General features: G+C 58.7%; 15 protein-coding genes. 10 read left to right on the forward strand and 5 right to left on the reverse strand.

Going from position 1 to position 15,194, the window contains the following annotated elements; genetic code table 11:
- Window positions 1-9: 9 nt before the first annotated feature.
- Both MOV76_RS00210 and MOV76_RS00215 read right to left on the reverse strand, forming a co-directional pair.
- A complete protein-coding gene (locus tag MOV76_RS00210) occupies window positions 10-1,302 on the reverse strand; it encodes a flagellar hook protein FlgE (RefSeq protein WP_247263533.1) in 1,293 nt (430 codons plus the stop codon).
- A 325-nt stretch (window positions 1,303-1,627) separates the two neighbouring features.
- Window positions 1,628-2,497, reverse strand: a complete 870-nt coding sequence (locus MOV76_RS00215; protein ID WP_247263534.1) for an EF-hand domain-containing protein — start codon at window positions 2,495-2,497, stop codon at window positions 1,628-1,630.
- Between the two features lie 163 nt (window positions 2,498-2,660).
- On the opposite strand from MOV76_RS00215, the gene MOV76_RS00220 reads away from it, so the two are divergent.
- The 3 genes from MOV76_RS00220 to MOV76_RS00230 all read left to right on the forward strand — a co-directional run bounded on the left by MOV76_RS00220 (window position 2,661) and on the right by MOV76_RS00230 (window position 7,664).
- Window positions 2,661-3,308 carry a TetR/AcrR family transcriptional regulator gene (locus MOV76_RS00220; protein ID WP_018245720.1) on the forward strand — a complete coding sequence of 216 codons (648 nt, stop codon included), beginning with the start codon at window positions 2,661-2,663 and terminating at the stop codon, window positions 3,306-3,308.
- A gap of 208 nt (window positions 3,309-3,516) precedes the next feature.
- A complete protein-coding gene (locus tag MOV76_RS00225) occupies window positions 3,517-5,700 on the forward strand; it encodes a DUF1217 domain-containing protein (RefSeq protein WP_247263535.1) in 2,184 nt (727 codons plus the stop codon).
- A gap of 176 nt (window positions 5,701-5,876) precedes the next feature.
- Window positions 5,877-7,664, forward strand: coding sequence for a PAS domain-containing methyl-accepting chemotaxis protein (locus MOV76_RS00230; RefSeq protein ID WP_210069315.1), 1,788 nt, complete (start codon window positions 5,877-5,879; stop codon window positions 7,662-7,664).
- 39 nt (window positions 7,665-7,703) lie between these two features.
- Here MOV76_RS00230 and MOV76_RS00235 read toward each other — a convergent pair whose 3' ends face one another.
- Complete coding sequence (locus MOV76_RS00235; protein ID WP_113543054.1) at window positions 7,704-8,507, reverse strand: crotonase/enoyl-CoA hydratase family protein; 804 nt, start codon at window positions 8,505-8,507, stop codon at window positions 7,704-7,706.
- An 88-nt stretch (window positions 8,508-8,595) separates the two neighbouring features.
- Between MOV76_RS00235 and MOV76_RS00240 the strand changes: the two genes are divergently transcribed.
- The 5 genes from MOV76_RS00240 to MOV76_RS00260 all read left to right on the forward strand — a co-directional run bounded on the left by MOV76_RS00240 (window position 8,596) and on the right by MOV76_RS00260 (window position 12,572).
- A complete protein-coding gene (locus MOV76_RS00240; RefSeq protein ID WP_026188704.1) occupies window positions 8,596-9,180 on the forward strand; it encodes a TetR/AcrR family transcriptional regulator in 585 nt (194 codons plus the stop codon).
- Between the two features lie 273 nt (window positions 9,181-9,453).
- Window positions 9,454-10,293: a transporter substrate-binding domain-containing protein gene (locus MOV76_RS00245; protein WP_018245715.1), complete on the forward strand. Its 840-nt coding sequence runs from the start codon at window positions 9,454-9,456 to the stop codon at window positions 10,291-10,293.
- Between the two features lie 167 nt (window positions 10,294-10,460).
- Window positions 10,461-11,123, forward strand: a complete 663-nt coding sequence (locus tag MOV76_RS00250) for an amino acid ABC transporter permease (RefSeq protein WP_026188703.1) — start codon at window positions 10,461-10,463, stop codon at window positions 11,121-11,123.
- Between the two features lie 6 nt (window positions 11,124-11,129).
- Window positions 11,130-11,789: an amino acid ABC transporter permease gene (locus MOV76_RS00255; protein WP_011648868.1), complete on the forward strand. Its 660-nt coding sequence runs from the start codon at window positions 11,130-11,132 to the stop codon at window positions 11,787-11,789.
- A gap of 12 nt (window positions 11,790-11,801) precedes the next feature.
- Window positions 11,802-12,572, forward strand: a complete 771-nt coding sequence (locus MOV76_RS00260; RefSeq protein WP_018245713.1) for an amino acid ABC transporter ATP-binding protein — start codon at window positions 11,802-11,804, stop codon at window positions 12,570-12,572.
- 95 nt (window positions 12,573-12,667) lie between these two features.
- On the opposite strand, the gene MOV76_RS00265 is transcribed toward MOV76_RS00260, so the two are convergent.
- Window positions 12,668-13,096 carry a type II toxin-antitoxin system VapC family toxin gene (locus MOV76_RS00265; RefSeq protein ID WP_018245712.1) on the reverse strand — a complete coding sequence of 143 codons (429 nt, stop codon included), beginning with the start codon at window positions 13,094-13,096 and terminating at the stop codon, window positions 12,668-12,670.
- Window positions 13,093-13,359 (reverse strand): type II toxin-antitoxin system Phd/YefM family antitoxin, encoded by a 267-nt coding sequence (locus tag MOV76_RS00270; protein WP_017991284.1) that lies wholly within the window; start codon window positions 13,357-13,359, stop codon window positions 13,093-13,095. The genes MOV76_RS00265 and MOV76_RS00270 overlap by 4 nt, the downstream gene beginning before the upstream one ends.
- A gap of 256 nt (window positions 13,360-13,615) precedes the next feature.
- On the opposite strand from MOV76_RS00270, the gene MOV76_RS00275 reads away from it, so the two are divergent.
- Complete coding sequence (locus tag MOV76_RS00275; protein WP_018245711.1) at window positions 13,616-14,365, forward strand: GntR family transcriptional regulator; 750 nt, start codon at window positions 13,616-13,618, stop codon at window positions 14,363-14,365.
- A 3-nt stretch (window positions 14,366-14,368) separates the two neighbouring features.
- Window positions 14,369-15,154, forward strand: coding sequence for a transporter substrate-binding domain-containing protein (locus MOV76_RS00280; RefSeq protein ID WP_018245710.1), 786 nt, complete (start codon window positions 14,369-14,371; stop codon window positions 15,152-15,154).
- Window positions 15,155-15,194: the final 40 nt, after the last annotated feature.

Below are 15,194 nucleotides of genomic sequence, written 5' to 3' on the forward strand. Positions count from 1 at the left end.
GCGTCCTCCCTATCGTTTCAGATTGACGAGGACATCCATGATATCGGAGCCGGTCTGGAACACCTTCGAATTGGCGGTATAGCTGCGCTGCGCCTCGATCATCTCCGTCAGTTCACCGGCGAGATCGACATTCGAGCTTTCGAGAGCACCGGACTGGATGGAACCAAGCCCGTTCGTCTGCGGGAAGCCGGTGACCGTTACCCCGGACAATCCGTTGGCACTGTAGACGTTGCCGCTGAGCAGCGTCAGATTGTCGGGGCTGGCGACCGTCGCGAGAGGGATCTGATAGAGAGCCTTCGTCGCGCCGTTTGCATAGGAGACCGACACCACGCCGTCCGTACCGATAGACACCGAGCTCACGGCACTTGCGGCCTGGCCGTCTGCGGAGCCCGTCGCCGAGAAGTCGGAGGCGAGCTGGGTGAAATCGGAATAGTCCATGGTGATCGTCTTTGCCGTCACCGGATCGACGATATCAGTGTCGGTCGCGGAGGTGAGCTGCCCGTCGGCGTCGAAGGAGAGCGTCGCGACGCTGACGGCATCGGAAGAGTAGGGAAAGGACGTCGTGCTGCCGGTGGATGCATCGGCATTGCGGTAAACCGCGACCTCCCAGGTGCTGCCGGTGACTGCGCCGCCCGCGTCCGTCGTGACGCCGGTCTTGGTGAAGTAATAGTCGTACTGGACGGTGCCGCCGAGGCTGTCATAGGCAACCAGCGACATCTTCTGCGTGTCGTCGGTGACGCTCGCCGTGTTGGCGCTCGGCAGCGTCGTGGTATCGGTGACGACAGTTGCCTCGGAATTCAGGTTGCCGCTGAAATAGGCGCTGCTCGAAGCGACAGCGCTCAAGCCCGATTGGGATACGTTGACCGGCACCAGGCCGTCGAAGCCATTGACCACCACCGCCGGTACGCCGGAATCATAGGAGTATCCCATGAGCGTGAAACCGGCGCCGTTGACGAGATTGCCGTCGCTGTCGACCGAGAAGTCGCCGGCCCGGGTGAGCACCGGCGTGCCGTCGGCGCTTTCCACGATGAAGAAGCCGTCTCCTGATATCGCCAGGTCGTAATCGGAGGTCGTATAGGAGATGTCGCCCTGTTGAGAAATCGCCTGGCGCACGGATGTCTGGACGCCGCCGGAATTATAATTGCCCGAGGAAGAGGGCAAAACCAGCGACGAGAAGGACGTGGAAACGGCTTTGTAGCCGGTGGTGTTCGCATTGGCGATATTGTCGGACACCGTGCTCAGCCGGTTTGCCTGGGCGCTCATGCCGGAGACGGCGGTTTTCATGCTTCCAAAAATGCTCATGGCTCGATCCTTTAAGGTTTGGGAACATGCCATGTGACGAGGGGCTTCCAGAGCCCGGATGGCGGGCGCACGACATCGCGGGCGCCGGGCAAAGGCCGACACCGGTCGATGATCTGATTGTCTGGACTAACCCCGTGATGGCGATAGGCGCTTCGGCTCATCCGTGCGCTGGTTATCCGTGCGCCTGTGACGGCGCACCATTCGAACGGTTCCACATGTCAGTAGCGACCCGACTGAAGGCTCTGCCGGCTCGACTGCCGGGTCGCTTTCAAACCGTCTCAGTGCAGATCCTCCAGCGACCGCAATGGCGACGGCTTAACGACCGTCAGCTCGTGGACTGTGCAGACAATGAACCGGTGCCTGACGTGTCGAGCAGACTAAAGAGCTGGCTTGCCTGGCTTTCGGTGACGTCGCCCGGCTTACCCGCCATGAATTCGTCCAATGTCACGAGCCCGTCTCCGTCCGTATCGAGATCGGAGAGCAGAGATGCAAACTGGTCTTCGTCAGCGGACGGCGGTCCTTCGGGACGTTCCGACTGCTGAGCTGACATGGCCTCGGTCAGCGCATCGACCGATAGCGAACCGGAACCTTCGCTGTCGAAGCTGTCGAACAGCGTGCCGGCCTGCTCCTCGCTCACATCGGACGGCCGACTTGCAACGAACTCGGCTTTGCTCACAAGCCCGTCGCCGTCGGTATCGAGATCGGAGAGCAGGGATGCAAGGTCGTCATCGTCGGAGGGTGGCGGGGGCGGCGGCCCCTCGGCACGTTCCGACTGCTGGGCGGACATGGCCTCGGTCAGCGCATCGACCGATAGCGAGCCGGAACCTTCGCTATCGAAGCTGTCGAACAGCGTGCCGGCTTGATCCTCCGACACATCGGACGGCCGGGCTGCGACGAACTCGGCCTTGCTCACGTAGCCGTCGCCATCGCTGTCCAGCTGCGCAACGTCCATGTCTGCGCCGCCGTCCTGCTGCTCGCCGGAGCTGGACTGACCGGCGAGGCCGTTCATCGTCAGCGACATCAACTGCGACATGAGTTTCTCGGCGCTGTTGGTCGCGTCTTCGTCGAGCTGCTGGGTTGTGGTTGATTTTTTTGCCGAAATCGTATTACAGGATAGGGCGTCCTGGGATGCTGACGTCGAATTCTTGCTATAGGAATAGGAAGAAATTGATGTTGCGGCGGAAATGGTCGTCATAAGCGCTCCATCGCTAGAGGGTGGGGATGCAACGCATTACAGAACTGATGAGTTCTCTAAATCGAAATTGCTAATGCCACAACCGAAAAAATCGTCCCTCAGAAATCGTAGTTTCCTTTCTGCGGCTGTCGGCTTGTGCTTTAACGGGGCGGTCTAGACCATCATGGATGTTGCCGACGAGCCTGTAGATGAGCCGCGCAGACGGGGCCGGCCGAAAGTCTCGAGCGACGATGACAAGCGAGTGCATATCGTCGAGATTGCCCGCCGCGTTTTTGTAAAATACGGGTATGCCGGAAGCACGACCGCGGTCGTCGCCACCGAGGCGGGAGTTTCAAAACAGACGCTTTACAAGCTCTTTCAGAGCAAGGAAGAGCTGTTTGCCGCTGTGGTCGGTGCTCATCGACGCATGATGCTCGATCTGCCTCGGCCTCCGGAAGATCTCTCGATCGCCGAGAGCCTCGAACGCATCTTCATGATCGATATGGATGAGGACAAGGATGCGGATCGTGCCGGTTTCCTGCAGCTCGTCTTTCGCGAAGCCGGGCAGTTTCCCGAACTCGTGGACATTCTGCAGCGCGAAGGCATGCTTGCCAGCCGGCAGCAACTTGCCAACTGGCTGAGCGACCGTAGGGCGGAAGGCCGTTTGTCGCTCGACGATCCGGCCAGCGGAGCCCGCATGCTGATGGATATGATCTTTGGTGGCATGGGACCGCCGGAAGGACGCGCTCAGGCCTGGCCCGACCGGGCGGCGCTGCTTGCCCATCTCCGGCGCTGCATTGCCATCTTTGCCGCGGGCGTCGGCGCCGCCTGACCCGATAAAGCCGCGATCCCTCGACTTTTGACGTCCTGTTGCATTTTGGACGAATTATAGTACCATATAGTTCTATTAAATTGATTCGGCCGCATGAGTGCGGTCCGTATGCGCCATGAGCGGCGGCAAGATCTCAGCAAATATGAAAAGTTTCAACCGTGGCTGCCGGCAGGCTTTCGCGCGCGCGTGCTTATGAAAGGGACAGAAGTTGGTTTCCACCTATGTGAGCTATCTCTCGGTCGCGCGAAATCTGGGCGCCAGTCTCTCGAGTGTAGCTTCTCAGGCAACGGTTGCCCGCGACAGCAGCTATTACAAGGAAAACATTGGCAAGGTCACGACAGTCGATGAATTCATGGGTGATTATAAGCTCTACTCCTATGCCATGAAGGCCTACGGCCTTGAAGACATGACATATGCCAAGGCGTTCATGAAGAAGGTGCTGGAAAGCGATCTCAGCGATTCATCCAGCTTTGCCAACAGTCTGAGTGATGGCCGCTATGCCGAGTTTGCGGCCGCTTTCAAATTTTCCGGCGAGACGGAGACAGCCCAGTCGGATGCGCAGCGGGACAGCCTGCTCGACGCCTATGAGGAATCTTTCGACACCGAGGCTGACGATATCGCAGACCAGACGGATTATTTCGAAGAGAATATCTCGTCGATCACCTCGGTCGACGATCTCCTGTCGAGCTCGAAGCTGAAGAACTATGTGCTGACCGCTTTCGGCCTCAGCACCGAATACACCTCAACCAGCTTCCTGAAGAGTGTTCTGACGAGCGATCTCGACGATGCCGATAGTTTCGTCAACCAGCTCGACGACGATGTCTATGTCAACCTGGCGAAGGCCTTCAACTTCAACGAGGATGGCTCGACCGACGGCGACGTGATGTCGGAAGATCAGCTCTCGTTGGTCACAAGCGCCTATGCGGTGGCCTCGGCGACGATCGCTTCCTCGGAAACCGGGGAGGCCTATGACACCTATTTCGCTGCACAAGTTGGAAACATCACCTCCGTCGATGAGTTGATGAGCGACGACAAGCTGGTTTCCTATCTGAGAACTGCCTACGGGCTTACCGATAGCGAGACCGATAACTTCATTTCCGCGGCGCTGAAAAGCGCCGACGTCGCCGACGCGATCGGCTTATCCGAACTGCACGATGCCTTTAATTTCGATGAGGACGGCGCGCTTGCCGATGGCGACACGGCCCAGACATCGGAACAGACGGCCGCGACCGCGGCGGCCTTCGATGAAAATTATCAGCTGCTGATTGCCAATACAGACACCGAAGACGCCGTCGACAACTATACGACGCGCATCGCCAGCGTCACTTCGATCGATGATTTCCTGGTCTCGAACGATGACGACGACGATGACGACAACGACGATCTCCCGGAACTGTGGGAAATGGCGTTGCGAGCCTATGACATAGACCCGGACAGCGTTTCGAGAAGCGAGGTCCGGAAAATTCTCGAAAGCGATCCCTCGGACTCGAAAAGCTATGTCAACAGCCTCGACGACGATCGGTTCGTAGCCTTTCGCAAGGCCTTCAACTTCGACAGCAATGGCGACGTTACCGTTCCGCTGCAGGCCATGTCGGAATCCGTCGTCGACGACTATGCTGCCTATTACAAGCAGAACAAGATCCGATACCTCGAAGGCGACGAGCTGACGGAAGCAACCGACGCGGCGGACGAGGAGATTACCTATTTTCGCGAGCAGATGGCGACGATCACCACGGCCAGCGAATTTCTGGCCGACGATCGCCTGGTTTCCTTCGCGCTCGAGGCGAAGGGGCTCGATCCTGATGATGTCACGTCGGAGGAGTTGGAGAAGATGTTTTCTTCCGATCTCGACGACGAAGATAGCTATGTCAACAAGCTGGACGACAATCGTTTCGCCGAACTCGTCGGTGCGTTCAATTTCGACCAGGACGGCAATATTTCCGACGAGCCCACCGGGACGGTGCAGCAGCGCGGCGACGTGCTGGAGACGATCGACGCCTATGTCAGGCTGACGCTCGAGGATGATCAGGGCGACAGCAACACCGGCGTGCGCCTCGCCCTCTACTTCGAACGCAAGGCGCCGGAGATCTCGAACGCCTATGACATTCTGGGCGATAGCGCGCTCTTCGAGTTTTTTACGACGACATTCAACCTGTCCAGTTATGTTTCGAACATGGACGTCGACAAGCAAGCCGAGATGATCAGCAATTTTATCGACATCAAGGATCTGTCGGATCCGGAAAAAGTCGACGATCTGATCAAACGCTTCACTGCCATGTATGACATGGCCAACGGCACGGGCACCACCTCGACAGCCCTTTCGATCCTGACCGGATCAGCGACGATTAGCGCTGACACCCTGCTGGCGATGGCGCAATTGAAAAGCGGCTGAGTGGCCGGTAGGCCGCCGGTCCCGGAGAACCTGACGGATGTGCCTCATGGACGCAACGCTGGTTGAAAATAAAATTTACTGCACGTTATATTCATAATTAAATCCCCGTTAATAAGGACAAGCGAATATTCACGACATGGCTGGATCGACGGCGACGAAATCTAGGGGGATGACGCGTGGGTATTCTTGATCGTGGTGCAAATGCTGTCGCGGCTCTTGCCGCGTTATCGAATTCGCAAGCCATGATCGAGTTTGATCTATCGGGCAGGATCCTCACCGCTAACGAAAACTTCTGCAGGGCGCTCGGCTACGAGTTGAGGGAGATTGTCGGAAAACATCACAGCATGTTTGTCGAGCCTGCCTATGCATCCTCAACGGAATACAAGGCTTTCTGGACGAAGCTCGCAGCCGGGAAATTCGATCAACAACAATACAAACGCGTCGGAAAAGGCGGGCGCGAGGTCTGGATCGAGGCATCCTACAATCCCGTGTTCCGACGCGGGAAGCCGGTCAAGGTCATCAAGATTGCAACGGATATCACTGCGCAGAAACTGAGGTCTGCCGAGGATTCGGGCAAGATCGACGCATTGTCCCGGGCTCAGGCGATCATCGAATTCACGCCGGCCGGCGAAATCCTGACCGCGAACGACAATTTCCTTTCCGCGCTTGGTTATTCGCTTGCCGAAATCCAGGGCAAACATCATTCGATGTTCTGTGAAGCCGACTACTCGAGATCGGAGGCTTACAAGGAATTCTGGCGGAAACTTGCGAGCGGCCAGCTGGTTGCCGACGAATTCATGCGTGTGGGCAAGGGCGGACGAAAGGTCTATATCCAGGCTTCCTACAATCCGATTTTCGACCTGAACGGCAAAGTGTTCAAAGTCGTGAAGTTCGCAACCGATGTCACGGCGCGCGTCGAAAATGTCGAACAACTTGCCCGTTGCCTGACGAACCTTGCGGATGGCGACCTGTCGCAGACGATCCAGAAGCCTTTCATTCCTTCGCTGGAAAGGCTGCGTGCCGACTTCAACAGCGCCTCGGAGAAGTTGAAGGGCGCAATGGCAACGGTTGCCGAAAATGCCAAGGCGATATCAGCCGGTTCCAACGAAATCCGCACGGCGGCCGACGACCTGGCAAAGCGTACCGAGCAGCAAGCGGCATCCGTCGAAGAGACGGCAGCCGCGCTTGAGGAAATCACGACGACGGTCAAGGATTCGAGCCGCCGCGCCGAGGAGGCCGGTCAACTTGTGGCGCGCGCCAGAAATCACGCTGAGCATTCCGGCCAGGTGGTGCGTGACGCAATCGGAGCGATGGACCAGATCGAAAACTCGTCACGCGAAATTTCCAACATCATCGGTGTCATCGATGAGATTGCCTTCCAGACTAACCTTTTGGCGCTCAATGCCGGCGTAGAGGCGGCACGAGCAGGGGAGGCCGGCAAGGGGTTTGCGGTCGTTGCCCAGGAGGTCCGTGAGCTGGCGCAGCGGTCGGCGAAAGCTGCGAAGGAGATAAAGAGCCTGATCACAGCGTCCGGTTCCCATGTCGCAAACGGCGTCGCCCTCGTGACGAATGCCGGATCCGCGCTCCAGGAAATCGCCAGTCAGGTTCACGAAATCAATACCAACGTCACAGCGATCGTGGAGGCGGCGCGCGAGCAATCGACTGCGCTTGGCGGGATCAGCCAGTCCATCAACACCGTCGACCAGGGAACGCAGCAGAATGCCGCAATGGTCGAGGAGCAGACGGCTGCGAGCCATGGTCTCGCCCGAGAGGCTGCCGCTCTCTTCGAGCTTCTTGAACAGTTCCGTTTCAATGATGCGCCGAGATCCAGGTCTTCGTTTGCGCAGGCCGATCGTCACCCCGTCGCACCGACGGCTTTGAAAGTCGTTCGTACTTCGCCCCTCGCATCCATCCAGCGCGGGTCAGCCTCCGTCGCGCTGAAGTCCGATTGGGAAGAGTTCTGATTACTCTGACTGAGCCATTCTCAGCAGTATTGGCGACAATCAATCGAGCGACCACGAGCCGGGATAGTTCGGCTTGCGACGCTCGATCCACGCGTCGAGCCCTTCGCGCAAATCGTCGGTTGGCGCCATGCGGGCGAATTGTTCGCCTTCGATCAGGAGCCCCTCCGCAATGCTCTGGTTGATGCCGCGCGTCACCGCCGTCAGAATGCTCGCCGCTGCCAGCGCTGAATGACGCAGAATGCGCCGCGCGAGGTCGTGGGCGGCCGGCATGAGAGCGTCATGCGGGACAAGCTGGTTGACAAGGCCGAGTTCGAGGGCGTGCTGCGGGGAGAATGCGTCGCCCGTCAACAGCAATTCGAGGGCGCGCTTGCGCCCGGCCAGCCTTGGCAAACGCTGCGTTCCGCCAAAGGTCGGCGGCATTGCGAGATTAATCTCGGGCTTGGCGAACAGGGCGCGTTCGCTGGCGATGGCGAGGGGCACAGCCTCGGTGATTTCGCAGCCTCCGCCAAAGGCAAGGCCGTTGACGGCGGCGATGACGGGTTTGCGGAAGGCTTCCAGCCGCGCAGTTAATCGCTGTCCGCGCGCGACGAAATCGCGCATGGCGACATCGGCGCCCTGCGCCACGCTTTCCGAGAATTCGTAGATATCGCCACCCGCCGAGAATGCCCGCTCGCCTGCGCCGGTGAGGATGATCACCCGAATTGAACTGTCGGTTTCGATGGCGTCGAGGATCGCGAGCAAGCGGTCTATCAAGGCATAATTCAGCGCATTGAGCTTTTCCGGGCGATTGAGAGTGAGCGTGGCGATTCCGTCGTGGCTGTCGATCAAAACAGTGTCGGCCATTCGGTTTTCCTTTCCGCTATGCTGCGTCAGGAGAAGTATGCCGCCGGTCGATGCTTGTGTATATTCACTAGTCGGTATACATAGCGACATGATCTCACAGCCAGTCCCGACGCGCGAACGCATCATCTCGGCGGCCGCCAAACTGTTTTACAACGAGGGCATCAGGAGCGTCAGCGTCGATGCGGTGGCTGAAGAGGCCGGTGTCACGAAACGCACCCTTTACTACCATTTCGCCAGCAAGGACGATCTCATCGGGGCCTATCTGGAGGCGCGCGACCAGCCTAACCTCTCTCTGTTCAAGCGCTGGTACGCGGAAACGACGGGCGAGCCGGCGGATAAGGTGCAAGGCATCTTTCGCAATCTCGCCCGCGCGGCCCGCCATCCGAAATGGAAGGGCTGCGGCTTCCTGCGCACCTCTGCGGAACTCGCCAATATGCCTGGCCATCCAGCCATGAAAGTCGGGATTGAACACAAGAAGAGGGTCGAGGCCTGGTTGCAGGTTACGTTCGAGGCGGCCGGAATCAAGACGGAAGCGCCGCAGCTCGCTCGGCAGATCGTCCTGCTGCTCGATGGCTCGTTCGCCGTCGTTCTGTTGCATCGCGACCCGACCTATATGGAAGCCGCAGGCGAGGCGGCTGGTTCGCTGATCCGCGCTGCGACCGCAAACGCCTAAGGCGGGCGGTTCCTGAGGCGCTCGCTCTGAAGGCCACATCTTCCGCCCTCGGCTTGGCTGTCAGGTCGCCGAACGAGAAGGCATGATGTTGAGCCTCTGAAACAAGAGAACAATGCTGCACTGCCGAAAAAATCACCACACGCACCACTGCGCGTTTTTTCGGCATGACCCATTGACAATTCATCCTTGATGGCACTTCATAATATTGTTCCAGTAAAACAGACATGCGTCCATTATACTGGAACAATAGGAACCATCCATAAGGGGAACGCCATGACCATTTCCTTTCGCACCGGCGTGATGTCGCTGGCTGTCGCCGCTCTGTTGTCCACGCCTGCGCTGGCCGACGGCAGCAAGCTCGATGAAGTGCTGGCCCGCGGCCATCTCGTCCTCGGCACGGGCAGCACCAATGCGCCTTGGCACTTCAAGAGTGCCGACGACAAGCTTCAGGGATTCGACGTCGATATGGGCCACATCATCGCCAAGGCGCTCTTCGGCGATCCTGAGAAGATCGAGTATGTGAACCAGTCCTCCGACGCCCGCATCCCGAACATCACCACCGACAAAGTCGACATCACCTGCCAGTTCATGACCGTTACCGGCGAGCGCGCCCAGCAGGTTGCCTTCACCATTCCTTATTATCGCGAGGGTGTCGGCCTGATGCTCAAGGCGGATGGCAAATATGCCGACTACGCAGCCCTCAAGGCGGCCGGTTCCTCCGTTACCATCTCGGTTCTCCAGAACGTCTACGCCGAGGCGATGGTGCATGCCGCATTGCCGGAGGCGACTGTCGACCAGTACGATTCCGTCGACCTGATCTATCAGGCGCTGGAATCGGGACGCGCCGATGCAGTCGCCACCGACCAGTCGTCGCTCGCCTGGTACATGACGCAGAATCCGGGCCGCTATAAAGATGCCGGCTTCGGCTGGAACCCGCAGACCTATGCCTGCGCTGTCAAGCGCGGCGATCAGGATTGGCTGAACTTCGTCAACACCGCCCTGCACGAAGCCATGACCGGCGTTGAATTCGACTTTTACGCCAAGTCCTTCAAGACCTGGTTCGGCAAAGATCTGACGCCGCCGCAGATCGGCTTTCCCGTCGAGTTCAAGTAGCAGCCATGTGGAGCGGGACTTTTCTCCCGCTCCACTAGCAGGATGATTTCAGGCCGGGTCGGCCTAAAATCTGAATCCTGTTCTCAGTTGAGGAGTGAGAGCATGATGTTGTCCGAAAAGAGCTCACACTTTTCGGCATCATGCTCTGGTCTGAAAGGGCGGCCCGTATGGGTTATACGTTGAATTTCGCCGCCGTCTGGCGCAATTTCGATTTTCTTTTGAGCGGGCTTGTACTCAGCCTCGGTCTTGCGGTGATCTCGATCCTGATCGGGGCCGCGATCGGCTTGGTCGTGGCCTTCGCACTGACGTCCAAAAGCCGTTTTGCGATCGTGCCGGCGCGGGTCTATGTCACTGTCATTCGCAACCTACCGATACTCGTCCTGGTGCTTTTTGCCTTTTTCGCGCTGCCGCAGATGGGTTTGCGCCTCGACAAGATAAAAAGCTTCGTCCTGGTTCTATCCCTCTATTCCGGCGCCTATCTGGCCGAGGTATTCCGCGCCGGGCTGCTGTCAATTCCGAGAGGACTGACGGAAGCGGGTCTTTCCATCGGCCTGACGGGGATGCAGATCCGCAGTTCCATCATCGCGCCGCTGATGCTGCGCAACGTGCTGCCATCGCTGTCCTCGACGATCATCTCGCTCTTCAAGGACACCTCGCTCGCCGCCGCCATCGCCGTGCCGGAACTGACCTTTGCTGCCCGCAAGATCAATGTCGAGAGTTTCCGCGTCATAGAGACCTGGATGGTCACCTCAGCCCTTTATGTCGCGACCTGTTTCCTCATCGCCGCCGTAATGCGCTTCGTCGAGCGCCGTCTGGCCCTGCCGAGATAAACCCGGATGTCCCACACCTTTCTCGAACAACTCTGGATCGCCCGCTACGTCATCATGAACGGCATCGGCGTGACCGTGTCGATCTCCCTGTTGGCCATCCTCGCGGGTTCCATACTCGGCGTTTTCGTCGGTCTGGCGCTCGTCTATGGCGGCGTTGTTTTGCGTCTGGCCGTGCGCGCCTATACGGATATCATCCGCGGCACGCCGGTGCTCGTGCTGGTGCTGGCAAGCTACTATGTCTCTGCCGCCGTCGGCCTCGATCTCGGGCCGTTCTCGGCCGGCGTGCTTGCCCTTGCCATCTTCTGCTCCTCCCATGTCGGCGAAATCGTGCGCGGAGCGCTTCAGGCGATCCCCAAGGGGCAGACCGAAGCCGCCAAGGCGATCGGCCTGACCTTTACCCAGACCTTCACCTCGGTGCTATGGCCGCAGGCCATGCGCCAGTGTTTGCCGGCCTGGGTGAATACGGCGGCCGAGATGGTGAAAGCCTCAACGCTGCTCTCCGTTATCGGCGTCGCCGAGCTTCTCCTGCGCACGCAGGAGATCATCTCCCGCAATTTCATGAGCCTCCAGTTCTATTTCCTGGCCGGTGGTCTCTATTTCATCATCAACTACGGCATCGAGCACTTCGGCAAATATGTCGAGCGCAAGACCGCCCTGCCATCCTGAGGAGACACCCCGATGGCCAAGACCATTCTCGACATCCAGGGCCTGCGCAAGACTTACGGCATCCACGAAGTCCTCAAAGGCGTCGATTGCGCCGTGCAGGAAGGCGAAGTCATTTCCATCATCGGCTCGTCCGGCTCCGGAAAAACCACCTTGCTGCGTTGCATCAACATGCTCGAGGAATTCCAGGGCGGCACGATCAGCCTCGACGGCGAAGAGATTGGCTATCGCGCCGAAGGAGCAACGCGGCGCCGCAAGAGCGAGAAGGAGATTGCACGCCAACGCGCGCTGACCGGCATGGCGTTTCAGCAGTTCAATCTTTTCCCGCATATGAGCGCCGCTGAAAACGTCATGCTCGGCCTCGTCAAGGTGAAGAAAATGACGAAGCCGGATGCGCGCGCGATCGCGGAAAAATGGCTCGATCGTGTCGGCCTTTCCGCCCGCGCGAACCACTATCCCGGACAGCTTTCCGGCGGCCAGCAGCAGCGCGTCGCAATTGCTCGCGCCATCGCCATGTCGCCGAGGCTGATGCTGTTCGATGAAGTGACCTCCGCGCTCGACCCGGAACTGGTGGGCGAAGTGCTCCAGGTGATCAAGGGGCTTGCCGCCGACGGCATGACCATGCTGCTCGTCACGCACGAGATGCGCTTTGCCTACGACGTTTCGTCACGGGTCATCTTCATGAACCAGGGCGTCATCTGCGAGGAGGGCGATCCGAAGGACATGTTCGTGCATCCGAAGACTGAACGGCTGGCGGAATTCCTCAAAACCTCGAGTTTCAACTAATGCATGTCGCCCAAAAGTGCGCAGCGGTTTTGGGATAACGATTTGCATCAACAAAACTTAAAGAATGATCCCGTGACGGTCCGCTCTGCGGATCGTCACGGGCGCTCGGTCCAAGGGTCGACAAGCTCGATCTCAAAGCCCTCGAAATCCTTTATATTGCGAGTGGCGAGGGTGAGATCGTGAGCAATCGCGGTGGCGGCAATCAGGCCATCCATTGACGACAAGCCGCGCCCGCTTCGCTTTGCGAGCCCCATCAAGTCGCCCCAAGCTATCGCAACCGGCTGATCCACAGGGATGACACGCTGCTCGAAGCGCTGCGGCAGGTCCTGGGCAAGCCATTCAGCCAGCGCGTCGCGCTTCCGGCCGCTTTCCATCAATGCAACACCACGCCGGATCTCCGCGATCGATACGACGCTGATGAATGAGCGATCCTCGTCGAGACTGTCCAGCCATTGTAGGACATGTGCATCGGGACGCGGCCTTGTCACCTCGGAAAGCACATTAGTGTCCAGCAGAAGTCTCACAGCTGAAGATCACGCGGTTCGTCGCGCTGCCGTTCGAGGTCCAGATCAGCGCCACGCAGCGGCGATTGCATCAGAAACTCTGCAAGGGTGCCCTTGCGCGCGGTCTTCCGCTGCCATTCCTCGGCCGAAACGACGACGACGCTTGGTTTGCCATTGCGCATGATTGTTTGCGGCGTTGCTTGCGCGCGTTCGATAACCTCAGACAGCTTGGCCTTCGCACTGGCGACGGTCCAACTTTTATCCTCTGGTCGTGATGGCTGCATTCGCTTTATCCTGACTATAGTGACTATCCTGACTATATAAGCCGAACCGGTCTAGCCGCAAGCAACTTTTCGATAGGGAAGGGGCTTTGTCGGCTTTGGGCGGCCGACGCTGATCTGGGTTCGCAAGGCATTGTGGGCTCGCTCAATTTGCGCTCAGTTTGCATTCCCAGCGTGCAAATTCCAGGGGGAGGGATCCGAGACATCTTGGAAATCCTGAACGCAGAATTTTGGCACGAGCTTTGCTTTCCTGTCTTGTATGCAAGATAGCCAGACATCTGAGACCACGCAGAAGACCATCGAGGAGACCATCGTCTCCGGGATTCTTTCAGCCAAAATTCGGCCTGGGACGCGTCTCAGCGAAAACCAGCTGGCAACGCTCTTCAGCGTGTCTCGAACCCGCGTTCGTGAAGCCATGATGCGCCTGGAAACACGCGGCATTGTGCATGTAAGTCCAAGACGAGGCTGGTTTGTCGTCGAGCCGTCCGCTGAAGAGGCGATCGCGGTCTATGAGGCACGGCGTGTCATCGAGGCCGGGTTGCTGCGCAGCATGCGCGTATTGACGGACGAGGGACGCAAAGCTCTCGACGCGCATTTGAACGAGGAAAAGACCGCAATGGCTGCGGGCGACCGCCAGCGCCTGACCTATTTGATGGGTGATTTCCACATCCGCATCGCAGAATTAAGCGGTAACGCCATCATCGTCGATATCCTTCGCGATCTCACCGCGCGGACGATCCTTATTTCGATGCTCTATCAGTCTGAATTTCACGCAGCACAGTCCCATGATGGGCACTGCCGCATCTTCGAGGCCATGCAAGCGGGCGATTTCGTCAGGGCTGCGGAGCTCTCCGTCGAACATCTGGACGAAGTGGAAATGGGCCTCGACCTGACCACGCGCCCGGATCCGCTCTCGGAGCTGCGCAGTTCCCTGTCACTCCCTCCCAAGGCCGTGTCCTCCGGCCCAACTGTCAAACCCAAAAAACCGCAACTTCAAAGGAGCAATTAAAACATGCTGACAAGACGAGTATTTTTCGCAATCGCGACCCTGGCTGCAACCTTTGGCTTCGGCTCCACGTCTCACGCCGATGCTCTCGCCGACATCACGGCGCGCGGTACGCTGCGTGTCGCCGTCCCGCAGGATTTTCCGCCCTTCGGCAGTGTCGGCACCGATATGGCGCCGATGGGCTATGATATCGATGTCGCCAATCTCATTGCCGAAAAGCTGGGCGTCAAGACCGAACTCGTGCCGGTCACCAGCGCCAATCGCGTCCCCTATCTGCAGACGAATAAGGTCGATCTGGTCATATCAAGCCTCGGCAAGAATGCCGAGCGCGAAAAGGTGATCGATTTCTCCGTAGCTTACGCACCCTTCTTCAACGGCGTGTTCGCGCCGGCCGATGTTTCGATCGCCAAGGTGGAAGATCTCGCGGGCAAGAGCATCGGCGTCACGCGCGGCGCTGTCGAAGATCTCGAGCTGACGAAGATCGCGCCAGCCGACGCGACGATCAAGCGCTACGAAGACAACAACGGCACTATCTCGGCCTTCCTGTCTGGCCAGGTCGACACCATTGCGACCGGCAACGTCGTGGCTGCTGCGATCCTCGCCAAAAATCCCCCCAAGCGCCCTGAGATGAAGTTCCTCATCAAGAACTCACCCTGCTACATCGGTCTCAACAAGGAACAGGCAGCCCTTCTGGAGAAGGTGAACGGCATTATCGCTGCGGCCAAAACCGATGGCGCGCTGAACGCCATATCGCAGAAGTGGCTCGGCGCCGATCTCCCGTCGGATCTGTAAGGAACCCGGTCTCACGGATGTCATCCCGCGCCGCGCGCGG

This window comes from Rhizobium sp. PRIMUS64 (assembly GCF_023006465.1).
GTDB classification, from domain to species: domain Bacteria; phylum Pseudomonadota; class Alphaproteobacteria; order Rhizobiales; family Rhizobiaceae; genus Rhizobium; species Rhizobium leguminosarum.